This is a genomic window from Rhodanobacter sp. DHG33 (assembly GCF_014843005.1).
GTDB lineage: Bacteria > Pseudomonadota > Gammaproteobacteria > Xanthomonadales > Rhodanobacteraceae > Rhodanobacter_A.
The window spans coordinates 249,929-271,919 of record NZ_JACYXM010000003.1 but is presented as its reverse complement, the minus strand read 5'-3'; the positions used below and the strand labels follow the sequence as shown (position 1 = coordinate 271,919).

The following is a 21,991-nucleotide window of genomic DNA, read 5'->3' as shown; positions in this document are numbered from 1 at the left end:
GGCGACAGTGCCGCAGGAGCAGCCTGCGCGGTGCATGCGGTGCGCGCTTCGGTTGCGGGGCGAGCGATGTCATCGCGGTGACGAACGGTCGCCATGAGTGTGTCGGCGGCGAGCGGGCACCTCCCGTCCGGCTGCGCATGCCGCTGGTCACGTCGAACGCCCCGGCCATCACATCCTGCACGACGGCCACGGATGCCTGCGCCAGCCTGCATCGATGGATGTGTCCACGCACGGGCACACCACCGATGAGGAGGGATGGCGATGCGCCTGTCGACAGCGTTCGCGGCATGGATGAGTTTTGCGCCGGTCGCGGCCATGACCAGTCACGTGCCGGCGCCAGTCGTGCCAGCGGTCTTTGCACCGGATACCGTTCCCGCTGACGCCGACGATGGCGCAGCCGCGTTTACGCCGGACGGTGCCACCGTCTATTTCATGCGCGGCACCGGTGACGGCTCGACGCTGATGGAATCGCATCGTCGCGACGGACGCTGGTCGTCGCCGACGGTGGCGCCATTCTCAGGCCACTGGCACGACCTCGACCCGGCAATGGCTCCGGACGGTTCTTTCCTCTTGTTCGCGTCCAACCGCCCGGCCACGCCGGGCGATCCGCCACTCGACGCGGTCCATGGTGGCAAGCGCCATGTCGGGCAAGGCATGAACCTGTGGCGGGTGGACTGGCGGGGCGACCACTGGAGCGCACCGGTGCGCCTGCCCGACGTCGTCAACCGCTGTTCGCTGATCGCCTCCCCGAGCATCGCCGCCGACGGCAGTCTCTACTTCATCGGCTGCGCGGGCCCGCACGGCGACTTCGCACTGCTGTACTCCTCCTATCGCGATGGCCATTACGCGACGCCCCGCGTGGTGCCGCTGGGCGATGCAAACGCCACCATCCGCGATCCCGCCATCGCACCCGACGGCTCCTTCATCGTGGTCAGCATCAAGCACAGCGCGCAGCAACCGTACCGCCTCGCCATAGCGTTCCGCACACCAGACGGCTGGAGCGCGCCGCAAGACCTCGGCGATGCGGTCAACGGCGGCAAGGAAAGCATGGGCGCCCAGCTCGGCCCGGATCGCCGCACGCTGTACTTCTACAGCGACCGCAGCGCCACCGGCACGCAAGCGGGTACAGCGTGGAGCAACGGCCACGACCATATCTGGCAGGTGTCGCTGGCGCCGTGGCTGGATGCGCGCGCCGGAAGCGGACGTTGATGTCCTGGCGATCGTTCCATCCCCATGAGGAGCCATTCATGCTTTGCCGACACCTGGTTGTAATCGTCGCCCTGGCTTTAGGTGTAGTCGTCTGCGCACCGCCGGCGCGAGCGGCAGCGAACGACACTGCGACGCCCCCGGCCGAAGGACCGTGGATGGCGGCCCACGACGCCTCGCCCGCCTTCGCACCGGACGGCGACACGGTGGTGTTCACCCGTGGCAGCGGCACGGCGCGCCGCCTCTACATCGCCCAACGCCATGACGGCGCGTGGTCGGCGCCGGTGCGAGCGCCGTTCTCGAACCAGTGGATGGACTTCGAACCGACGATGGCGCCGGACGGCTCCTACCTGGTTTTCGTCTCCAATCGGCCGGCGAACGGCACCGGCAAAGCGCTGGACGGCAACTGGGGCGGCAAGGCGTATCCCGCCCGCGGCGGCAACCTGTGGCGGGTGGATCGTGCCGGCGACGGCTGGGGTACGCCGCAGCGCCTGTCCGAGGTCGTGAATGCCGGCACGTCGATCTTTTCGCCGACGGTGGCGGCGGATGGCAGCCTCACCTTCGTGCGTGTCGATCCGGCCAACGGCACGTTCCGGCTTTACCGCAGTCGCCAGATCCATGGCCGCTATCAGGCGGCGCAAGCTCTGGCACTAGGCGGTGGTGACGCGAACTCCGATTACGACCCCACAGTGGCGGCGGACGGGTCTTTCCTCGTCTTCAGCTCTGACCGCCCGCCGGCGCCGTCCAACGGTGGCGACCTGTTCATTGCCTTTGCGACGCATAACGGTTGGAACACACCGACCGACCTCGGCGTCGTCGGCGACGAGGCGCGCCTGGGTCCGGATCACACCACGCTTTATTTCAGCGCCGCCGACCATCGCATCCATCGTCTCATGCTCGCCCCTTGGCTGGCTCAGCGCGCGACGGCAAAGCCATGACCCGCCGCGACCATTCCGCAACACCTGCCTCAGGAGCACATCGATGAGTCCATCACCCCGCACGCAGCACGCAGCATCCATCGCCTTCGCCGTGCTGGCAGGTGCCGCGGGCCTGTTCGCCATTACCGCACCGGCGCATGCCGAAATGACGCCGGCACTGACGTCGCTGACCTGGTTCGCCGGGCACTGGCACTGCAAGGGTCAGTTCGCGAACGGCAAGCCGGTCCGCTCAAGCGAGACCTTCACCGTCGAGCTCGGCGGTCAATGGCTGCACATGCGGCATGCGGACGATCCACCGAATCGCTACCTCGCGGATGCGTGGTGGGGCTATGACAAGGTCGCAAAGCATTTCACCGCGACGGTGTTCGACAACTTCGGCGGCGACAGGCGCTACACCTCGCCCGGATGGGTGGACGGCACGCTGACGCTGGAGAACGTTGCGACGAGCGGTTACCTCGATCGCTTCGCATTCCAGCGCCTCGACGACGACGCCTACCGCGTGACCTACACCTATCGGAACGGCAGCGGTGCGTGGAAGCTGGGCGACGAGCAGTCATGCACACGCGACGCGTCGATGCCGCAATCCTAGGCCCGACGTCGGCAATGCCTTCAGGCACTGTCGCGGACGGCCGCAGCCGCGCACACTGGCCCGCCATCGGGTGGTACGCCAGCGAGGATCCCGTGCTCGACCGCAGCGCAACGCAGCGACTGAAGACCTGGGGGCTGATCTTCGGCTTCTGGACGCTGCTGGCGTTGTCCTACGCACTCAGCGGCGGACTCGCTTCGATCAGCGAGGGCTATCCGCCGGACTGGCTGCGCAACCTGGCCTGGAACCTCGGCAACTTCTGGGTTTGGATGGCGCTGATGCCGCTGGTGGGCTGGCTGGGACAGCGAAGCGCGGGGCATGGCTGGCGGCGCTTCTTCGCCATGCACGTGCCGGCTTCGCTGGCGGTGGCGCTGGCGCAGATGATGGTGCACCTGGTGGTGTTCTGGTACCTGTGCGGCCCCGGACGCATGCCCGGAGTGCACACGCTGAGCCAGTACGTGCGCATGGAGTTCGCCTACAGCTACCACCTGGCCGTACTCACCTACTGGATCGTGCTGGTAGTGCTGCGCGGCATGGAGTCGCGCCGCCGGCTGCGCGACGAACGGCTGCGCAGCGCCCTGCTGGAATCGCAGCTGGCGCAGGCGCAATTGCAGGCGCTGCGCATGCAGCTGCAGCCGCATTTCCTGTTCAACACGCTCAACGCGATCTCCGCGCTGGCGCTGGCCGACCCGCTGCAGGCGCGACTGATGATCGCGCGGCTCAGCGACTTCCTTCGCCTCACGCTGGAGGAGCGCCACGCGCCGCAGGTGCCGCTGGCACGCGAGCTGGAGTTCCTGCGCTGCTACCTCGACATCCAGCAGGTGCGCTTCCAGGACCGGCTCAGCACGCGGCTGGACGTGGCCGACGACGCGCTGCGCGCCGCCGTGCCGAATCTGATCCTGCAGCCGCTGGTGGAAAACGCGCTGCGCCACGGCCTGCTGGCTAAGGCCGAACCGGGCAGTCTGCAGGTGACCGGCCACCGCGAGGGCGACGAGCTTTACCTGCGCGTGGACGACGACGGCCTGGGCCTGCCGCCGGACGGCGCAAACGAGGGCATCGGCCTCACCAACACCCGCGCCCGGCTGGCGATGCTGTTCGGTAGCGACGCGCGGCTGGAACTGCAGCGCCGCGATGGCGGCGGTACGCGGGTGGAGCTGCGCCTGCCGTTCCGCGAGCACGCCGCATGAGTGCCGCGATCCGTGCACTGCTGGTCGACGACGAGGTGCTGGCGCGCCTCGCGCTGCGCCAGGCACTCGCCGCGCATGCCGACGTGGCGATCGTCGGCGAGTGCGGCAATGCCGTCGAGGCGCTGCAGGCAGTCAAGGCGCTCGCACCGGACCTGCTCTTCCTCGATATCCGCATGCCCGGCATGGACGGTTTCAAGCTGCTGCACCAGCTGCGGCCGCAGGCGTTGCCGATGGTGGTGTTCACCACCGCCTACGGCCAGCACGCACTGCGCGCGTTCGACGCCGGCGCGCTGGACTATGTGCTGAAGCCGATCGACCAGGCGCGCTTCGACCAGGCCATGGATCGCATGCGCCGGCACTGGCACGGCTTGCAGGCGCCCGTGGCGAATCCGGCGTCCGTAGGTCACCTGCAGCGCATCAGCGTGCGCGTGGGCGAGCACATCCGGGTGATCGCGGTGGATGCCATCGACTGGATCCGCGCTGACGGCAACTACGTGCAGATCCATGCCGACGGCACCCGCTACCTGCACCGCGAGGCGCTGAGCCACCTGCTCGATGTGCTCGACCCGGCGCGTTTCCTACGCATCCATCGCGGCGTGATCGTCAACGTGGAACGCATCCGCGAAGTGCATCCGCTGTTCAACGGCAATGCCGAGATCGTGCTGCGCGATGGCACCCGGCTGGATCTCAGCCGGCGCTTCCGGGCCGGTGCGCGCGCGGTGCTCGGCCTGCCCTGACCGTTCGCCACGCAGCAGCGACCGCTGATCACGGGCCCTTTCCGCTCGTCACTAGATAGCGGCGACGTGGCACGGGCACCACGAGACTCCACGGCATGCGATCCCGCCGCGACGGTCCGCGGCCCATCAGGAGCAGACATGTCCCCACGTCATTTCGTCCTGGCCGCCTGTCTCGCGGCCGCGCTGGCCGCACCACTCACCGCGCGGGCGCAGGCTCACGGCGAGCTGGTCGGCCCCGGCGTGATCTCCACCGGGCTGCAGGAAACCTCGGCCGCGCTGACGCCGGACGGCAACACGCTGTACTTCATGCGCTCCGACTTCGCCGAACGGGACGACACCATCCTCGTCTCGCACCGGGCGGACGGACACTGGGGCATGCCGCAGGTGGCCTCGTTCTCGGGGCAATGGCACGACTCCGAGCCCACGCTGTCGCCGGATGGCCAGCGGCTGTACTACGTCTCCAATCGCCCCCTTCAGCCCGGCGGTGCATCGCTGACGACGGAAATGGGCGGCCATCATTTCGCGGGCACCAATCTCTGGTTCGTGCAACGCCAGGCCGACGGCCGCTGGAGCGAACCCGTGCACGTGGACGGCGCGCTCAACGACGGCGCGATGATCTACAACCCCTCGGTGGCGGCGAACGGCGACATCTACTTCTCCGCGCACCGGCCGGATTCCGGCGCCGCCTACCAGATCTACGTGGCGCGCCGCACCGCGCAGGGCTACGCGGTGCCGCAGCGCGTGGACCTGGGCGACTTGGCACACAACCGCATGGACCCTGCCATCGACCCGCAGCAGCGCTTTCTGATCTATGCCAGCGACGAGGGCGATTCGCTGGGCAGCGCCGATCTCTACATCGCGTTCCGCCAGCCGGACGGCCACTGGAGCAAACCGCTGCATCTGCCGGGCGACGTCAACAGCACGGCGCTGGAGAACGCGCCTTCGCTGGGGCCGCGCTTCGGCGAGCTGTTCGTCTCCAGCAGCCGCCGCGACGAGATGACCTTTCCCAAGCCGCGAGACAACGCGACCACGCTGCAGCAGCGCCTCGAGCAACCCTTGAACGGCTCGCGCAACCTGTGGCGCTTCGACATTTCCGACGTGCTGCGCGCACACGGCATCACGCCCTGACCCGGAGGCCGCATGATCCGCATCTACCTGTGCCCGCTCCTGCTGGCCGGCTTGTCGTGGTCCGGCATGGCCGCCGCCGCGGCTTCCGCCACGGCACCCGCACTGACTCCCGCTTTCCACACCGGCGCGAGCTTCGGCAACGTGTTCTCGCGCACCGTCGCCGTCCAGGCGCCCGGTTTCGATGAGGCGGTGCACCGTATCAGCGGCACCGCCATCTACCGCGTGACCGACGCCGCACTGCCGGCACGCCTGCATATCGACTACCGCTACGACGGCCGGACGTCTGGCAGCGGTGCCGTGGAACTGTCCGATGGCGGCGCCACCAACTGCTACGAGGGCAAGTGCACACCCAACACCGACGCCAGCGGACTGGCCTACAACCCTCGTCTGTGGGGAACGCCGCCGACCACGCTCAAGCTGGGCCAGCACTGGACCGTGGACATCGCCGAGCCGTGGGAACTGGGCCCGGCCGGAAAGCAGACGGTGACCGTGGTGGCACTCGACACCGGCAGCCACACCGTCACTCTGGAACGCGAAGGCAGCGGCGACGGCGCATGGCTGGGCGAGAAGTCGCAGCTCACGATGACCCGCGACGGCAAGCCCTGCGACATGACACGACAGGCCGGGCACGCGCACTGGCACGGCTACACCACCTTCCGCGACGGCATCGTGCTCAGCGACGAGCTGGTCAGCACGCGGCAGATGTCGCTGAGCTCCGCCCGCTACGGCCGCATCGAGGCCAACGAACGCCAATACATCCTGCTCAACGCCATGCCGGTGGAGGCCGCACGATGATGCACACCCTGACCCGTTTCTGCCTGGCCTCCGGCCTGCTGCTGATTGCGGCTGGAGTACAGGCCGCCACCACGGCGACTGCCGTACCGCAGCCTGTCACGCTGGGCGGCATCCTCCATGCCGACAGCGACGACACGCTGGCCTTCACGCCCGACGGCAAGACCGTCTTCTTCGACCGCAGCGCGGGCAAGCAAAAGACCATCATGGTGTCGCACAAGATCGACGGACGCTGGTCGCAGCCCGAGGTGGCGGGTTTTTCCGGCCATTCGTTCGATCAGGATCCGGTGATGGCGCCCGACGGCAGCTATCTGTTGTTCGATTCGGACCGTCCGCCGACAAAGGACAGCCAACCGCTGATGCAGGACTATTTCGTCGGTGGCAGCGGACCGGGCTCCAACATCTGGCGGGTGAATCGCGAGGGCAACGGCTGGGGCCAGCCGACCTGGCTCGGCGCCGTCGTCAACAACGACGTATTCATCGACTTCGCCAGCATCGCCGCCGACGGCAGCCTGTACTTCATCCGCTGGGACAAGCAGGCGAAGGTGATGCACACCTGGCGCGCGGCGTACCGTGACGGCCACTATTCGACGCCGGTGCGCGCAGGGCTGGGCGACCCGGATGTTTCCACCCACGACCCCGCCGTGGCGCCCGACCAATCCTTCATCGTGTTCGACTACGGCAAGACCAAGGGCGGCCTCGGCCGACTGTGCATCGCCTTCCGCGAAGGCGACCACTGGGGCAAACCGATCGACCTGGGCGCGGTCGTCAACAAGGACATCCCCTGGGGCTCCCACATCGCACTCGACGGCCACAGCGTCTACTTCACCGGGCAATCCGGCATCTGGCAGCTCGATCTGACTCCCTGGCTGCGCCAGCACGCAGCAGCCATCGCGTCGATGTGATGCAGCGCTAGCGCTGCACCATGTGCGCGAACCACTGCCAGCCGCGCACGTGCTCGGCGATCAGCTTGACGCTGGTGAGCATGGGCACCGCGAGCAGCGCGCCGGGGATGCCCCATAGCCAGCCCCATACCAGCAGCCAGATCAGGATGGCGATGGGGCTGAGGCGCATGCGGCGACCGAGGATCAGCGGCGTCACCAGGTTGCCTTCGAACGCGGTGAGCCCGGTGAAGCACAGCGCGGGCAGCAGGGCGTGGGTGAGGTCGTTGAAATGCGCCAGGCCCACCAGCAGCAGCACGGAGGTGGTGACGATGGCGCCCACGTAGGGGATGAAGTTGGCGAGCATCGCCACCGCGCCCCACAGCAGCGGATCGGGCATACGCAGCTGCCACAGCAAGATCGCGGTGAGCGTGCCCAGCGAGAAGTTGATGAGCAGCGTGGTGAGGATGTAGCGCGATACCTCGTGCTGGATGCCCCGCACCACCGACACGGCCTGGCGCTTGTAGCTGAAGCCGGGCGTGATCTCCACCAGCCGGCGCAGCAGCAGCTCGCCGTAGACCAGGAAGAAGAACACCAGCAGCACCACGGTGAGCACCGCCGCGAGCACCTTGGGTGCGGTGGACACCACATCCCAGGCGCTCACCGCCACATCGACCGGCTGCGGCCGCGTATATACGGGGTGGCCGTTCACCAGGGTCTGCGTGGCGGTATTGGCCGCTTCCAGCGGCCGCGTGAAGTGTTCCAGCTTGGGCACGAAGCTGCGGATGGTGGCGGGCGCCTCGTGAAACCATTCCAGCGCCGGCGGCGTGACCATGCTGATGCCGGTGCCGATGCCGCCGATCAGCGCCACCATCAGCACGCTGGCGCCCAACCAGCGCGGCAGGCCGTGGCGTGCGACGCCGGCCACGATGGGATTCAACGCCAAGCCGATGAAGGCCGCGAGCACCAGCGGAATCAGCAGCGCCTTGCACAGCGTCACCGTGTAAAGCAGCGCCAGCAGCAGCAACGCGTTGAGCAGTACGCGGATGGCCCGCAGGTGGCGACGCATGCCGCGTGCATTGCGGCGCGCGAAGCGGCCCCGCGATAGAAGCGGCGCGCTCACCGGCGCGATGCCGCCGGGCTCGCCGGTATCCGATGCGCTCATGCGGAGGCGTCGTCGGCCGTGGCCTCGCCCAGCTCGGCGAACAGGCGGACACCCTGCGCCACCAGGTCCGCGACGCCGCTGCGCAACAGCATGCCCACCCCGGGCACGCGCAGCGGAGAGGCATCGAGGCTGCCCAGCACGAAACCCGTACCGCCGGCCGCGCCCAGCATCAGCCACGGATGTTGCCGACCGCGCACCAGCAGCGCCGCAGCGGGCGTCGCCAGTTCCGCGCGATGCACGGCCACCCGCGCCTGCGCCGCCTTTACCTTGCCGATCTGCCTGAACAGGCTCATGGTTCACCCTCCCCTGCATCCCCGCTGTCGCGCTCCGCACGCTGCAGCGTTTCGCGCATCATCGCATTCCATTCGTGGCGTGTGGCAGGCAGGCTCATCCAGTGCATGCAGCGGCGGAACAGCAGGATCGCGCCCGCGAGCAGCAGCCCCTGCAGCAGGGCCAGCGCCAGCAGCGCCCAGATCCACGAATGGAACCACAGCGCCAGCAAGGCACCGACCAGGCCCAGCAGGGTCAGGCCCAATGCCACGGCCGCCACGGTAGCGACCAGCGCGGCCACCAGCAGCCAGGACACCGCGCTGCGCGCCAATCCCAGTTCGGCAGCGAGCAGATGCAGCTGCGCACCGAACAGCCGTCGCACCGCATGCACCAGCTGGTTGAGTTCGCCCAGCAGAGACGAGGACGGCGCCGGGGACTCCGGCGCCGTCACGCGATCCTGCCCGCGTGCTGATTCCTCTGGCATGTCCGATCAGCGCCTGAGCAAGCGGCCGAGCAGCCAGCCCGCGCCCAGCGCGATGGCCACCGACTGCACCGGCTTTTCGCGCACGTAGTCGCGCACCTGCGCCAGCCATTCGTCGGCGCGGTCCATCGTGGCATCGTAGGCCGCCCGGCCGCGCTCGCTGGCGTCGGCGATCTTGTCGTTAGCCTGGTGGGCACCGGCAGCCACCTTGTCGGTGGCGTGATGCAGGCTGGCCTCGACGTGATCGGCTGCACGAGTCACGGCTTCCTTGGTGCCCGCCACGGCGTTGGTGGTGGCCTGCTTGATGCGCTCGGCGCTCTCGTCGATGCGGCTGGAGCCGCCGTTGTCGGTGCTGACCGGATTCTTGCTCATGCTTCCTCCATGTAACTCATGTTGTGGAACGTCGATCACTTCGCGCGGCGCAGGAAGGAAATGATCGCCAGGATAAGGAACACGACGAACAGAACCTTCGCGATCCACGCCGCCGTCCCCGCAATGCCACCGAAACCGAGTACCGCGGCAACGACCGCGACGATCAGGAAAATCAGCGCGTAGTGAAGCATGGCCTTGCCCTCTTGAACGAATGCCGACCGCAGCGCCTCGGGCTGCCTGCCGTTCATCATCCACATCGGGTGCCATCTGTGCGTGAAGGCGGCGCGCTTACGTCGCCTTCACGGCCCGGTTCACAGCGGGCGGATGGCGTATGTCCCGGTCAGCTTCGCTTCGGCCAGCACGTGGCCGCGCATCGCGTCGCGCAGCTCGGCCAGCGTGAAACCGTTGCGTAACTCCAGCTTCGCCACGTCCAGCGCGTAGATGCTGAAGTGGTAGTGGTGCACGAGGGTGTCGTTCCACGGCGGACACGGGCCGTCGTAGCCGAGATAGTCTCCGCCCATTTCGGCGTCGCCGGCGAACCAGCCGGTGTAATCGTTCATGCCCTGCACACTGCCCGGCGGCCCGATCGGATCGCGCTTGCCGCGCGGCGTGATGCCGTCGCAACAGGCGCCCTCGTCCAGCTCGCCGCATTCCTCGGGAATGTTCGCCATCAGCCAGTGCACGAACTCCACGCGGGGCAGGTCGGCAGGCACCACGCGACCCGCCTTGTTCACGTCGTCGCCGCGGCTGGGCACGTCGGTATCGATACAGGTGAGCACGAAGGAGCGCGTGCCCTCCGGCGCATCCTTCCACGCGAGGTGCGGGCTGCGGTTGTCGGACAGCGCCACCGGCGCGCCGGGCTTGCCGAAGGCGTTGGCGGCGGGGATGGGCTGGTTATCGCTGATGTTGTCGCTGCGCAGTTGCATGGCGGGTCCGGTTGGTGGCTGGTTTGCTTGTCGCGGGGCAGAAGGTGCAGGCAGGGTGTGGCCAGATTGCTCGCCTGCGGCGGGGCCGTCGGCCATCTATCGGCACCCAAGCGATTTCACTTTGCCGGCCTGGAGAAAGCCACCAAGAGAAATGGCCTCGTTCAATATACCGAAAGCCTATACCCATGACGTCCGACACGCCCCCTCTGCTAACGTGCGCCCGACATGAGCGAAGCCGAACCGTTGCAAGCCGAGGATCTCAAGCAGCTGGTAGTCCTGCGCATGCCGTTCGGCAAGTACAAGGGCCACCTGATCGCCGACCTGCCCGGCGCCTACCTCGCCTGGTTCGCGCGCAAAGGTTTTCCGCGCGGCGAACTAGGCAGGCTTCTCGCGCTGATGCTGGAGATCGACCACAACGGGTTGAAGCGCCTGCTCGATCCGTTGCGGGAGCGCTGAGCGGACTTGCGTGTTATCGGCCGGACGCCGCGTCCGCCACCGCGTTGAAGCGCGCCGCGATGTAATCGTCGGTGAAGCTGGTCATGTCGCGGCCGCGGATGAAGCCGCAATGGCCACCGTAGTCGGCGATGTCCAATTCGACGCTCGGCGGCAGACGCAGTTGTTCGAACGCATCCACCGGAATCACCGGATCATCGCGCGCGGTGAGGATGGTCGCGGGAATCTGCATCGCCATCAGCGCGTCGCCGGCCACCGAATAGCCGTCCAGGTATGCCTGCAGCGAACCGAAGTCGGTATGGCGCATGACCAGCGATTCGGTAAGGCCGCGCAAATCCTGTTTCAGTTCGGTGAGTTCGAAGTAGCTGTGCTGCGGAAACGCGCTCTGCTTGGCGAGCAGCGATTTGCGCCATTTGCGCACGAAATAGGCCCGGTAGAACCACGGCGCCGATTCCTCTAGCGAGAACAGGCCTTCGCCCGGATCGATGATCGGGCACACCGCCAGCGCATAGCTGAGCGGGATGCCGAGCCGCGGAGTGTGCAAGGCTGCACGCAGCGCGAAATTGCCGCCCAGTGAAAAACCCGCCAGCGCCATCGGCCGCGCAGGCCAGCGCTCGGCGATGTCGGCGAGGGCATGCACCACTTCGTCGAGCCGGCAGGAATGGAACAGCGCTTCGTTCAGCGCATGGCTGTCGCCATGGTCGCGGAAGTTGAGGCGGAAGATGTCCCAACCTTCGGCGAGCAGGCGGCTGCCCGTCTGCAGCACGTAGGTGGAGTCGACGCTGCCCTCCCAGCCATGGAACAGCACGGCGAGGCCGCGCGCTTCCGCACGGGCTTTCTGCGCGGTGAACGCACCCGTGAGGCGCACGCCGCTGCCGCCGTCCACCATCACCGCTTCGGCACCCTCCTGCACCGCGTGCGCGGCGCGCGGCAGCAGCAGGCGGCGCACGCCGCTGGAGGAAAGCATGGTCTGGATATGTCCGCTGGTGAGCGGCCACGCCGGACGGAAATCCTTTCCGTACGGCAGGCTCATGCGGGGTGGTCTTCCAGCGCCGCAGCAATGCGTTCGCGCGACAGTTCGGCCATCTTGCGGCGCGCATCGGGACTGGCCGGCACGGGCTGCAGGAAATGCACTTCCGCATCCATCGGCGCACTGCCGAGCAGGCGCAGGAAGTTGCCCATGAAGCTCTCGTTTTCGCGGAAACCGGCATCGGTGACGCGCTTGCCGTCGCGCGCGAAGCGCAGCGCCACCGGCTGCAGCTGCACTTCGGCATCCAGCGCGGCCTGGAAGATGCGCGCATGGAACACCTTGAGTACGCCATCGTGTCCGGTGCCGCCCTCGGGAAACACCGCCACCGAACGGCCGTCGCGCAGGCGCTCCACCATCACCTGCATCACCGCCGCCAGCGAATGGTTGCTTCCGCGGCGGTGGAAGATGGTGCCGCCGCTGGCCGCCAGCCAGCCCACCAATGGCCAGCGCGCGATTTCAGCCTTGGCCACGAAGCACACCGCACGCTGCGAATGCAGCAGCACGATATCTATCCACGAGGTGTGGTTGGCCACGAACAGCACCGGGTCCGCCAGCGGCTGGCCCATGCGCACCGAACGCAGGCCGAAGATGCGCATCAGCGCGGTGGACCACCAGCGGATCAGCCGGTGCGCGAACGGCTCGCGGCCGTCCTTCATCACGCGGTTGCGATTCCAGCTCATCACGAATGCGGCGAGCATGATCGCCAGCACGATGTGCAACAGCAACAGCGGCACGCGCCACAGATAACGCAGCGGTTGCACTGAGTCGCGTCGGGGAACGGTGGGGGCGTCGGTGCTCATCAGTCGGCTAGTTTAGCCCCAGACGACGGCGTGTTTGACCATGCCGGTGCGCATGTTGCGGGCGGCCGGTTCAATCGCCGAGGCTGGCCTCGATCAGTGTCCGCGCTGCCTTGCCGAGCGCCTTCGCGGGACCGCCGCGGCCGAAGGCCTGGCCGGACACGTAGCTCCCTTCGATCAACAGCAACAGGCCGTCGGCCAGCGTCTCCGCATCGCGCGCGCCCATCGCGCGGCACAGCTCGCGCAGGCGCTTGCGCAGGCTGCGCTTGCTCTCCACCGCCACCTTGTGCGCCGGATGCTCGCGCTCGGGATATTCGATCACCGCGTTGGTGAGACCGCAGCCGCGGTAGCCGTCGCTGGAGGCGCGTGCGGCCAGTCCGTCGAGGTAAGCCAACAACTGGGCCTTGGGATCGCCGGGGTGCTCCGCCGACGGCGCTTCGAAGACGCGGCAGAAACGTTCGTTGTAGTCGCGCAGGTAATCCGCCGCCAGTTCGTCCTTGGACTCGTAGGCGCGGTACAGGCTGGGCTTGGTGACGCCGGCGCGGTTGACGATCTCTTCCACGCCGATGGCGCGGATGCCTTCGCGGTAGAACAGCTCGAAGGCCGTGTCGCGGATGCGGTCGGCGGCGCGGGGGCGCGCTTCGGCACCTTGGGCGGGTTTGTTGCGGACAGACATGTGCGGTACTCGTTGACAATGTTACCGATCGGTACGTATGCTGCGCGAATCATTCCGTACCGATCGGTAACATGACTATATCGCGCCCTCGCCTTCGCGGCCAGAACTACGCCTTCGTGGTGGTGGCCGTGGTCTTCCTGGCCCTGCTGGTCTCCGCCGGCATGCGCGCCACGCCGGGCGTGCTGATGCTGCCGCTGGGCCGTGCGTTCGGCTGGAGCCGCGACAGCATCTCGGCCGCCGCCGCGGTGGGCATCCTGCTGTACGGCCTGATGGGGCCGTTCGCGGCGGCGCTGATGCAGCGCTTCGGCATCCGCCGCGTGTTGATGGCGGCGCTGGCGGTGATGGGCCTCGCCGCCGCGTCCAGCGCGTTGATGACGCAGCCGTGGCAGCTGGTGGCGAGCTGGGGCGTGCTGTCGGGCGTGGGTACCGGTTGCGTGGCGGTGGTGCTCGGCGCCACCGTGACGGGCCGCTGGTTCAGCACGCATCGCGGCCTGGTGATGGGCCTGCTCACCGCCAGCACCGCCACCGGCACGCTGATCTTCCTGCCCGGCCTGGCGGCGATCTCGGAACATGCCGGCTGGCGCGCCGTGGTGCTGCTGCTCGCCGCGTTGTGCGCGGTGCTGATTCCGGTGGTGCTGTGGCTGCTGCCAGAGCGCCCGGCCGATATCGGCCTGACCCGCTACGGCGCGCCGCCCGGCGAACCCGCCGACGTCGGCATGCCTACCGGCAACCTGCTCGCGCTCACGCTGGGCGCCTTGCAGCGGGCCAGCCGCAGCGGCGCGTTCTGGCTGCTGTTCGCCACCTTCTTTGTATGCGGTTTCACCACCAACGGCCTGATCGGCACGCACTTCATCGCGATGTGCGGGGACCACGGCATCCCAGAAGTGCGCGCGGCCAGCCTGCTGGCGATGATGGGCATCTTCGACCTGGTGGGTACCACGGCCTCGGGCTGGCTCACCGACCGCGTCGACCCGCGCAAGCTGCTGTTCGCCTATTACGGCCTGCGCGGCCTGTCGCTGATCTACCTGCCCTATTCCGATTTCTCGCTGCAGAGCCTGTCGCTGTTCGGCGTGTTCTACGGGCTGGACTGGATCGCCACCGTGCCGCCCACGCTGCGCCTCACCACCGAGGCCTTCGGCGAGCGCGACGCGCCGGTGGTGTTCGGCTGGGTGGTGGCGGGCCACCAGGTCGGCGCTGCGGTGGCGGCCTTCATGGCCGGCGTGCTGCGCGTGCAGCTGGGCAGCTACCTGATGCCGTTCGTGATCGCCGGCGCGAGCGGCGTAGTGGCGGCCTTCCTCGCACTGCGCATCCGCCGCGCGCATCGCGGCCTTGCGCCGGCGATGGAAGCGGCCTGAGCACCTGCCCGCGATCTAGCGCTCCAGCTGAGCCAGCGGCAGCGACGACGAGCGCTTCACCGTGCGCAGCACGAAGCTGGAATTGACGTCGGCCACGCCGGCGTCGTTGAGCAGGCGGTCGAGCAGGAAGCGCGAGAAATCCGCGAGGTCGGCCACGAAGATGTGCAACAGGTAGTCCATATCGCCGGTGAGCGCATGGCAGGCCACCACCTCGTCCCAGCCGTTGATGCGGTCCACGAAGCGCTCGATCATCGCCGCCTCGTGCTTCACCAATTGCACGCGCACGAAGGCCTGCAGGCCCAGCCCCACCACCTGCGGATCCACCTGTGCGGCGTAGCCCGTGATGACCTTGTCCGCCTCCAGCCGCTGCAGGCGGCGCAGGCATGCCGAGGGCGAGAGGTTCACCCGTTCGGCCAGCTCGGCATTGGTGATGCGGCCCTCGGTCTGCAGCACGGCGAGCAGGCGCAGGTCGATGCGATCCAGTGCAGTCATGCACGATACCTCGACATATTCACTATCGAACGCATGAATATTGCGTCCATTGACCCATGGTACGCAATATTGCAAGTTTCATGCAGCGGCTTCGCCGTATGCTTTTGTTAACCATCCCACCCGGTCGGCCACCATGGAAAACACCACTCCCCGCAAGGTCGAACACCAGCAGACCGACCGCGGCTACATCCCGGTCTACGCCACCGGCGTGGTGGAGCAGCCCTGGGACAACTACACGCGCACCGACCACGAGGTGTGGGACACCCTGTACAAGCGCCAGCGCGAGCTGCTGCCCGGGCGTGCCTGCAAGGAGTTCCTTGCCGGCGTGGAGCGCTTCGGCCTGGGCGACGGCGGCATCCCGAAGTTTTCCGAGCTCAACAAGGTGCTGGCCGAGGCCACCGGCTGGGAGCTGGTGGCGGTGGAAGGCCTGCTGCCGGACGAGGTGTTCTTCGATCATCTCGCCAACCGCCGCTTTCCGGTGAGCTGGTGGATCCGCAAGCCTGATCAGCTCGACTACCTCAGCGAGCCCGACCTGTTCCACGACCTGTTCGGCCACGTGCCCTTGCTGCTCAACCCGGTGTTCGCCGACTACATGCAGGCCTATGGCCGCGGCGGCATGAAGGCATTCGCGATCGGTCCCGAAGCGCTGATGAACCTCACGCGCCTGTACTGGTACACGGTGGAATTCGGCCTGATCCATACCGACGAAGGCATGCGCATCTACGGCGCCGGCATCGTCAGCTCCAAGGGCGAATCCATCTACTGCCTCGACTCGCCGGCGCCGAACCGCATCGGCTTCGGCCTGGAGCGCGTGATGAGTACGCGCTACCGCATCGACACCTACCAGCAGACCTACTTCGTGATCGACAGCTTCGAGCAGCTGTTCGAAGCCACCCATCCCGACTTCACGCCGATCTACGCGAAGCTCAAGGCCGAGTCCGCGCATGCGGCCGCCGACGTACTGGACGGCGACCGCGTCTTCAATCGCGGCACGCGCGAGGGGTTCGCCACCGGCGCGGATACCTGAGCTGCATTTGCACGCACGCGGATCGAGCCGGCCCTGTGCCGGCTTTTTCGTGTCGCGGCCTTGCATCGGATCGGCGATGCCTCCATGCGATGGACTTGCCCACCCGCCATGCAGGGAAGCCATGCTCGTCGAATCGCTCGCCTGCCTCGACCTTGCCTCCATCGACACCCTGATCTTCGCCGGCGGCGGCAACCGTTGCTGGTGGCAGGCAGGCGCGATCTCGCACCTGTTGGCGCAGCACTGGCGATTGCCCACGCAACTCGTGGGTACCAGCGGTGGCGCCGCCGTGGCCGCCGCCTTCCTCACCGCCGGGCCGCAAGCTGCGCTGGCGAGCTGCCAGCGCCTGTATGCCGGGCAGGTCCGCATGTTCGAATGGCGCGGCCTGTTGCGCGGGCGACTGCACTATGCGCATCGCCGCATCTATCCGGCATGGCTGGCCAGTTTCGTCGATGCCGAGCATTTCCAGGCGCTGCGGCAGTCGAGGCATCGTCTGCAGGTGGCGATCACCCGGCCGGCGCGCTGGTTGGGACTGCGCGGCTCCATTGGAGTCGCTACGCTGGCCTACCTTGCGGACAAGTTCCTGCGCGGGCCATTGCATCCAGGGCTGCCGCGCCGGCTCGGCCTGCGACAGGAATTCCGCGCGCTGCACGATTGCAGCAGCCTCGGCGACGCCCACGCATTGCTGGCCGCTGCAGGCGCCGCACTCCCTTTCATCCCTGCGCGATGCATCGATGGCGAATACGCCTTCGACGGCGGCTACATCGACAATGCGCCGCTGCCGCCGCAAAGCGACAGCGAGAAAGCGCGAACGCTCGTGCTATTGACCCGCCACTATCCGAAGTTGCCTTCCCTGTTCCGCGTCAACGGGCGCAACTACTGGCAACCCGGCACACGGGTACCTGTGGGCATGCTCGACTGCACGGTGCGCGCCACGGTGCTCGACGCATGGACGCTGGGGGAGCGCAACGCGCAAGAAGCGCTCATGAACGGCAGTCTACGCATCGCGTGAGCGCAGCCGATGCTGCGCGCCTATCCCGGCGACAGGTGAAGCCCGCTATCGGTCGAAAGCAGGCGCTTCACTCAGCACCACCCTCGAGAGGCGCCTCATCGCTGACCGAACGGATGAAGCGCGCCGGATTTCCTGCCACGAAGCTATTCGGCGGCACGTCCTTGGTGACGACGGAACCAGCGGCCACGACCGAGTTCTCGCCCACCGCCACCCCGCCGATGATGATTGCGCCAGCCGCGACCCACACGTTTCGCTCGATCACGATGCGCTTTCCGACCGTGACGGATCTGCGCTGCGACGGGGCCAGCGGATGGCCTACCGTGATGATGCTGACATTCGGTCCGATCATCACGTCGTCCCCGATGTGAATACCGCCGAGGTCATAGAAGGTGCAGTTCTGATTCACGAAGACATTCCGGCCGACGCGAATTTCGTCGCCGCCGGCCGTGTAGAAAGGCGGGATGAGCATGAAGCTCTCGTCCACCGTCTGGCCCGTGAGTTCGCTGAACACGGCGCGGACTTCGTCGGCGTCGTTGAACGTCAAGCGGTTGAGCACGGCGGTGATCTGCGCCGCCCGTTTGACGTTGGCCACCATCTTCGCCGACTCCGGTGTTCGCCGATGGACTACCTTGATGCGACAGTCGCCTTCCATTCGGTGCTCTGTATCCACGCTGCCCGCCATCATGGAATGATTTCGCAATATCGGTCTTGGGTCGAATGCAGAGCTCGCTAAAACACGGTCAAATCTCATGCGAGCCCGGCATCAATGCCCGTGTGCATCCACCCACGGCCGCACGATGCCTATCCACAACTCGTAGCCACTGCGATTCATGTGCAGCCCATCCTGGATGAACCATTTGGCTTGCGGCTGGCCGTCCGGACCCAGCATCGGCGTGAAGATGTCCAGGTAGGCCACCTGCTTCTGCGTGGCTGCGTAATCGCGCACCAGGGCGTTCGCCTCGCGGATCTTCGGCAGCAGAGCCTTGCGCGCCATGCTGGGCTTGATCGCGATGAAAGCGATGGGCACATTGGGGTCGACCACGCGTGCCTTGCGCACGAAGGCCGCGAAATCGTCGCGCACCTGCTGCGGGCTGTTGCCCGCCTCGATGTCGTTGTCACCCGCGTACATCACGATGGCGCGCGGGTGGTACGGCGCCACAATGCGATCGGCGAAGAACGTGCTGTCGGCAATCTCCGAACCACCGAAACCGCGGTCGATCGTCGGCACTTCGGGGAAATCGCTCGCCAGCGTCTTCCAGAAGCGGATCGACGAACTGCCGATGAACAGTACTGCGCCGGCTGGTGGCGGCTGGGCGCGGTCAGCCTGCTCGAATGCCGCGATATCGGCATTCCACTGCGTGTGATCGTTGGTCGTGCGCGCGAAAGCGCACAGCGGTAGCAGGGCGAACAGCAGGATCAGCCAGCGTTTCATCGTGTCTCCCGTGGAATGTTTCGTGCGAGTTCCGACACTTCCAGCACCTGCGCGATGCGCGTGCCGTCCCAACGATAGATCAAATGTTGCGCCTGCACGCAGGGCGCCACCACGTCGGGTTGGAACGCGGCAACGCATTCGCCGCCACGGTCGCGCACGCTGTCGTAGACGATGCCGTTGGAATCGGCGTCGCGCAGCATGCGCGCGAGTCTGACACTGGCCGTATAGACGTCCGCATCGTGCTCCTTCTTCCAACCGCCGCGGATGTCGTGCAGGCGGCTGTCGATGCGCGTGCGATAGCAGCGCATCTGGATTTCGCAGGCCGGTTCATGGGTGGCCGCGAGGAAGCGTTCGCGGTGGTAGACCGTCTCTTCCACTGCCGTGGCCACGCTGTGCGCGGCGTAGAACACGCCCCAGGTCCCGTCGGAAAAGCGGCTGCCTTCCGGATTCAGATGCGTGAACGCCGCCATTACAGGCGTCGAACCCGGGCCACTGATGCGGTGCTCCTTCGGCACCAGCTTCAGCACGCCCGCCTCTTCGCGCAGGCGCGGATTGGTCAGCGCCTCGATGGCGAACACCGCGTCGAGGTCGGCCGGATCGGCAATGCGGTCGTACACGCCCACCGGCGGAAAACGACTGGGCACGATGCGATACGCATGGCTCCAGCGGATGCGGCGGACGGGAGGCAGATCGGCGGGCATCGCGGTGGTCCGTGTCGTTCCTGCGGGTGGGGAAACGAGCGTGGCGGCAAGCGGTCTCGCGGAACGCGACTGGCGCCGCGTCAGCCGCGCTGTGCATCCAGGTACTGGCGCACCACGAACAAATCGGCCACGTTGCCCGACAGCATGCGCTCCAGCGCCGAGTGGCCGCCGAACAACGACGCCGTATTCGGCTTGCGCAGCCAGGCGTCGGCCTGTGCCGGGTCGGGGAAGAGGATCTGCAGCGCCTTCCAGATGCCGAGCAGGTAGCTGATGCGCTCCAAGGTGTCGCGACCGAGGCCACCGGTCTGCTCGCGCTTCCACTTGTAGAACGTGGACTCGGGTGGATCGCCGAGCAGCTTGCGCTGTTCGGCGACCCGCAGATCCCAGTGCTCGGCAAGGCGGAAAAAGCTGCGCAGCGCTGGCGCCCCCCATGCCGCGTCAGCAGGGAGGTAACGCGATGCGGCTTCGGCGATGTGGCCGGCATGTGCGTTCATGTCGAAACTCTCCATGTGAAGCACATGTGCAATTTACTGCAAAATGGCAGAAACGTCCAAAACGGCCCGTATCGGGTTCAGGAAGCACCCGACGTGCTTTTGCCTTTGGCGCAATCGCAACCGAAATCCGGCTCCGGGCCGCCGTCCTGGATGAACTTGTCGATGCGCTGTTCCAGCACCGGCAGCGGCACCGAACCGGCGGAAAGCACGGTGTCGTGGAAGGCGCGGATGTCGAACTTGTCGCCCAGCGCCTTCTCCGCCTTGGCCCGCAGCCGCAGGATGGTGAGGTAGCCCAGCTCGTAACTGTCGGCCTGACCGGGCCAGCTGATGTAACGATCGACTTCGTTGGCGATTTCCAGCGGGCTGAGCGCGGTGTTGCCGGTGAGGTAGTCGATGGCCTGCTGGCGTGTCCAACCAAGGTGGTGGATGCCGGTGTCGACCACCAGGCGGCAGGCGCGCCACATCTGGTAGGTGAGGTAGCCGAACTGCTGATAGGGCGTCTGGTAGATGCCCATCTCGTTGCCGAGGTATTCGGAATACAGGCCCCAGCCCTCGCCGTAGGCGGAGATGTAGCTGTCGCGGCGGAAGGCGGGGAAGCTGTGCTGCTCCTCGGCCAGTTCCAGCTGCAGCGAGTGACCGGGGTAGCTTTCGTGCAGGGTCAGCGCCGGCATGTTGTACAGCGCACGCGACTTCAGGTCGTAGGTGTTGACCAGGTACGCACCCGCGCCGCCGCGGCCGGAGGTGTAGTACGGCGCGATATCGGCCGGCACCGGCACGATGGTGAACCGCTCGCGCGGCAGGTGGCCGAAGAAGCGCGACATCTTGCCGTCCACTTCCTTCGCCACCCAGGCGGTCTTGTCCAGCAGCTCCTGCGGCGTCTTGGCGTAGAACTGCGGATCGGTGCGCAGGTAGTTGAGGAAATCGGCGAAGCTGCCCTTGAAGCCGGTCTGCTTCATCACGTCCAGCATCTGCGCGTGGATCTTCGCCACCTGGTCCAGGCCGATCTGGTGGATCTGGTCGGGCGACAGATCGAGCGTGGTGTATTCGCGGATCTGCTGGCGGTAGAACGCCTTGCCGTTCGGCAGCGCTTCGGCGGCCAGCGTGGTGCGCGCCTGCGGCACGTATTCGTCGTCGAAGAACTTCAGCAGGTTGGCGTAGGCTGGGATCACCTGGTCGCGGATGCGCTGCAGCGCTTCGCCGCGCAGCGCCTGCGCCTGGTCGTCGGGAATGCTCGCGGGCATCTGCTCGAACGGCGCGTAGAAGCTGCTGGTGGTGGGATCCGTGAGGTCGGCCACCGCCGCGATGGACTTGTCGCGGCCCGCAAGCACCTCGCGCGGCACGCTGAAGCCGCGCTTGAGGCCCAGCCGCATGTTGTCGATCTGCTGCTGGAAATAGTGCGGAATCTGGCCGAGGCGGTCGAGGTAGCGCCGGTAGTCGTCCAAGGTGCGCAGGCGGTCGCTGCCCAGGTCGTCGCCGATGTCGCTCCAGAACGCCGAGTCGCTGTTGAACGGCATCTGCCAGTTCATGAACTTCTGGTCGGCGACGAAGTTGCGGATCTGCTCGCGGTACACCGCATAGTTCTCGCGGTTTTCCGGCGAGAGCTGGATGGTGTCGATACCGTCGAGCTGCTTGAGCACGTGCTGCCAGTAATCGAGGCGCTGCTGCTGGCTGGCGGCGTCCACGCTGTCGAGGTTGCCGTTGTTGGGCTGCGCTTCGCCCGAGGTGCTGATGCCGGACTGGCCGGTGCGCCATGCCCACTCGTCGGTGTAGATCTGCTTGAAGCGCGCATCGGCGTCCTGCTGCGCTGCCCATGTCGGCGCGGCCAATGCCAGGCCCAGCACCAACCAATGCATGCT

General features: G+C 67.0%; 27 protein-coding genes. 12 read left to right on the top strand and 15 right to left on the bottom strand.

Annotated features, from left to right (window positions below):
• Positions 1–261 precede the first annotated feature (261 nt).
• From IHE46_RS07525 to IHE46_RS07490, 8 genes are all read left to right on the top strand, one after another.
• On the top strand, positions 262–1,209 hold the full coding sequence (locus IHE46_RS07525; protein WP_192164012.1) for a PD40 domain-containing protein: 948 nt from the start codon (positions 262–264) through the stop codon (positions 1,207–1,209).
• Positions 1,206–2,144: a PD40 domain-containing protein gene (locus tag IHE46_RS07520; protein WP_192164011.1), complete on the top strand. Its 939-nt coding sequence runs from the start codon at positions 1,206–1,208 to the stop codon at positions 2,142–2,144. The genes IHE46_RS07525 and IHE46_RS07520 overlap by 4 nt, the downstream gene beginning before the upstream one ends.
• A gap of 43 nt (positions 2,145–2,187) precedes the next feature.
• Positions 2,188–2,733, top strand: a complete 546-nt coding sequence (locus IHE46_RS07515; protein WP_192164010.1) for a DUF1579 family protein — start codon at positions 2,188–2,190, stop codon at positions 2,731–2,733.
• A gap of 14 nt (positions 2,734–2,747) precedes the next feature.
• Positions 2,748–3,917, top strand: coding sequence for a histidine kinase (locus tag IHE46_RS07510; RefSeq protein ID WP_192164009.1), 1,170 nt, complete (start codon positions 2,748–2,750; stop codon positions 3,915–3,917).
• A complete protein-coding gene (locus IHE46_RS07505) occupies positions 3,914–4,654 on the top strand; it encodes a response regulator (protein WP_192164008.1) in 741 nt (246 codons plus the stop codon). Before IHE46_RS07510 ends, IHE46_RS07505 begins: the two co-directional genes overlap by 4 nt.
• 138 nt (positions 4,655–4,792) lie before the next feature.
• Entirely contained in the window at positions 4,793–5,782 is a 990-nt protein-coding gene (locus IHE46_RS07500; RefSeq protein ID WP_192164007.1) for a PD40 domain-containing protein, read from the top strand.
• Between the two features lie 12 nt (positions 5,783–5,794).
• Entirely contained in the window at positions 5,795–6,577 is a 783-nt protein-coding gene (locus IHE46_RS07495; RefSeq protein ID WP_192164006.1) for a hypothetical protein, read from the top strand.
• Positions 6,574–7,479 carry a hypothetical protein gene (locus IHE46_RS07490; RefSeq protein WP_192164005.1) on the top strand — a complete coding sequence of 302 codons (906 nt, stop codon included), beginning with the start codon at positions 6,574–6,576 and terminating at the stop codon, positions 7,477–7,479. The genes IHE46_RS07495 and IHE46_RS07490 overlap by 4 nt, the downstream gene beginning before the upstream one ends.
• Before the next feature lie 7 nt (positions 7,480–7,486).
• Here the strand turns inward: IHE46_RS07490 and IHE46_RS07485 are convergent, their stop codons facing one another.
• From IHE46_RS07485 to IHE46_RS07460, 6 genes are all read right to left on the bottom strand, one after another.
• A complete protein-coding gene (locus tag IHE46_RS07485) occupies positions 7,487–8,524 on the bottom strand; it encodes an AI-2E family transporter (RefSeq protein WP_225562893.1) in 1,038 nt (345 codons plus the stop codon).
• Positions 8,525–8,616: 92 nt separating this feature from the next.
• Positions 8,617–8,913: a hypothetical protein gene (locus IHE46_RS07480; RefSeq protein ID WP_192164003.1), complete on the bottom strand. Its 297-nt coding sequence runs from the start codon at positions 8,911–8,913 to the stop codon at positions 8,617–8,619.
• Positions 8,910–9,374: an ABC transporter ATP-binding protein gene (locus IHE46_RS07475; protein WP_225562871.1), complete on the bottom strand. Its 465-nt coding sequence runs from the start codon at positions 9,372–9,374 to the stop codon at positions 8,910–8,912. The genes IHE46_RS07480 and IHE46_RS07475 overlap by 4 nt, the downstream gene beginning before the upstream one ends.
• 6 nt (positions 9,375–9,380) lie before the next feature.
• Positions 9,381–9,743, bottom strand: a complete 363-nt coding sequence (locus tag IHE46_RS07470; protein WP_192164002.1) for a DUF883 family protein — start codon at positions 9,741–9,743, stop codon at positions 9,381–9,383.
• A gap of 35 nt (positions 9,744–9,778) precedes the next feature.
• Complete coding sequence (locus tag IHE46_RS07465; RefSeq protein ID WP_192164096.1) at positions 9,779–9,934, bottom strand: DUF1328 domain-containing protein; 156 nt, start codon at positions 9,932–9,934, stop codon at positions 9,779–9,781.
• Between the two features lie 120 nt (positions 9,935–10,054).
• On the bottom strand, positions 10,055–10,669 hold the full coding sequence (locus IHE46_RS07460) for a YbhB/YbcL family Raf kinase inhibitor-like protein (protein WP_192164001.1): 615 nt from the start codon (positions 10,667–10,669) through the stop codon (positions 10,055–10,057).
• Positions 10,670–10,912: 243 nt separating this feature from the next.
• On the opposite strand from IHE46_RS07460, the gene IHE46_RS07455 reads away from it, so the two are divergent.
• Positions 10,913–11,125, top strand: a complete 213-nt coding sequence (locus IHE46_RS07455) for a DUF3820 family protein (RefSeq protein ID WP_192164095.1) — start codon at positions 10,913–10,915, stop codon at positions 11,123–11,125.
• Between the two features lie 13 nt (positions 11,126–11,138).
• On the opposite strand, the gene IHE46_RS07450 is transcribed toward IHE46_RS07455, so the two are convergent.
• The 3 genes from IHE46_RS07450 to IHE46_RS07440 all read right to left on the bottom strand — a co-directional run bounded on the left by IHE46_RS07450 (position 11,139) and on the right by IHE46_RS07440 (position 13,625).
• On the bottom strand, positions 11,139–12,155 hold the full coding sequence (locus tag IHE46_RS07450; protein ID WP_192164000.1) for an alpha/beta fold hydrolase: 1,017 nt from the start codon (positions 12,153–12,155) through the stop codon (positions 11,139–11,141).
• Positions 12,152–12,952 carry a lysophospholipid acyltransferase family protein gene (locus IHE46_RS07445; protein ID WP_192163999.1) on the bottom strand — a complete coding sequence of 267 codons (801 nt, stop codon included), beginning with the start codon at positions 12,950–12,952 and terminating at the stop codon, positions 12,152–12,154. The genes IHE46_RS07450 and IHE46_RS07445 overlap by 4 nt, the downstream gene beginning before the upstream one ends.
• 70 nt (positions 12,953–13,022) lie before the next feature.
• A complete protein-coding gene (locus tag IHE46_RS07440) occupies positions 13,023–13,625 on the bottom strand; it encodes a TetR/AcrR family transcriptional regulator (RefSeq protein WP_192163998.1) in 603 nt (200 codons plus the stop codon).
• A gap of 71 nt (positions 13,626–13,696) precedes the next feature.
• Here IHE46_RS07440 and IHE46_RS07435 point away from each other — a divergent pair, with 71 nt between their 5' ends.
• A complete protein-coding gene (locus tag IHE46_RS07435) occupies positions 13,697–14,980 on the top strand; it encodes an MFS transporter (protein ID WP_192163997.1) in 1,284 nt (427 codons plus the stop codon).
• Positions 14,981–14,995: 15 nt separating this feature from the next.
• On the opposite strand, the gene IHE46_RS07430 is transcribed toward IHE46_RS07435, so the two are convergent.
• The gene (locus tag IHE46_RS07430; protein ID WP_192163996.1) at positions 14,996–15,472 is read right to left on the bottom strand and encodes an Lrp/AsnC family transcriptional regulator; all 477 of its coding nucleotides are present in this window, start codon (positions 15,470–15,472) and stop codon (positions 14,996–14,998) included.
• A 133-nt stretch (positions 15,473–15,605) separates the two neighbouring features.
• Between IHE46_RS07430 and phhA the strand changes: the two genes are divergently transcribed.
• Both phhA and IHE46_RS07420 read left to right on the top strand, forming a co-directional pair.
• Complete coding sequence (phhA, locus tag IHE46_RS07425) at positions 15,606–16,499, top strand: phenylalanine 4-monooxygenase (protein ID WP_192163995.1); 894 nt, start codon at positions 15,606–15,608, stop codon at positions 16,497–16,499.
• Between the two features lie 121 nt (positions 16,500–16,620).
• Positions 16,621–17,508 (top strand): patatin-like phospholipase family protein, encoded by an 888-nt coding sequence (locus tag IHE46_RS07420; protein WP_192163994.1) that lies wholly within the window; start codon positions 16,621–16,623, stop codon positions 17,506–17,508.
• A gap of 67 nt (positions 17,509–17,575) precedes the next feature.
• Here the strand turns inward: IHE46_RS07420 and IHE46_RS07415 are convergent, their stop codons facing one another.
• The 5 genes from IHE46_RS07415 to IHE46_RS07395 all read right to left on the bottom strand — a co-directional run bounded on the left by IHE46_RS07415 (position 17,576) and on the right by IHE46_RS07395 (position 21,988).
• On the bottom strand, positions 17,576–18,193 hold the full coding sequence (locus tag IHE46_RS07415; RefSeq protein ID WP_225562870.1) for a sugar O-acetyltransferase: 618 nt from the start codon (positions 18,191–18,193) through the stop codon (positions 17,576–17,578).
• Between the two features lie 78 nt (positions 18,194–18,271).
• Positions 18,272–18,940, bottom strand: a complete 669-nt coding sequence (locus IHE46_RS07410) for an SGNH/GDSL hydrolase family protein (RefSeq protein WP_192163993.1) — start codon at positions 18,938–18,940, stop codon at positions 18,272–18,274.
• Entirely contained in the window at positions 18,937–19,641 is a 705-nt protein-coding gene (locus tag IHE46_RS07405) for an RES family NAD+ phosphorylase (RefSeq protein WP_192163992.1), read from the bottom strand. Before IHE46_RS07405 ends, IHE46_RS07410 begins: the two co-directional genes overlap by 4 nt.
• 80 nt (positions 19,642–19,721) lie before the next feature.
• Positions 19,722–20,135, bottom strand: coding sequence for an MbcA/ParS/Xre antitoxin family protein (locus IHE46_RS07400; protein ID WP_192163991.1), 414 nt, complete (start codon positions 20,133–20,135; stop codon positions 19,722–19,724).
• A gap of 77 nt (positions 20,136–20,212) precedes the next feature.
• A complete protein-coding gene (locus tag IHE46_RS07395) occupies positions 20,213–21,988 on the bottom strand; it encodes a DUF885 family protein (protein ID WP_192163990.1) in 1,776 nt (591 codons plus the stop codon).
• Positions 21,989–21,991 lie beyond the last annotated feature (3 nt).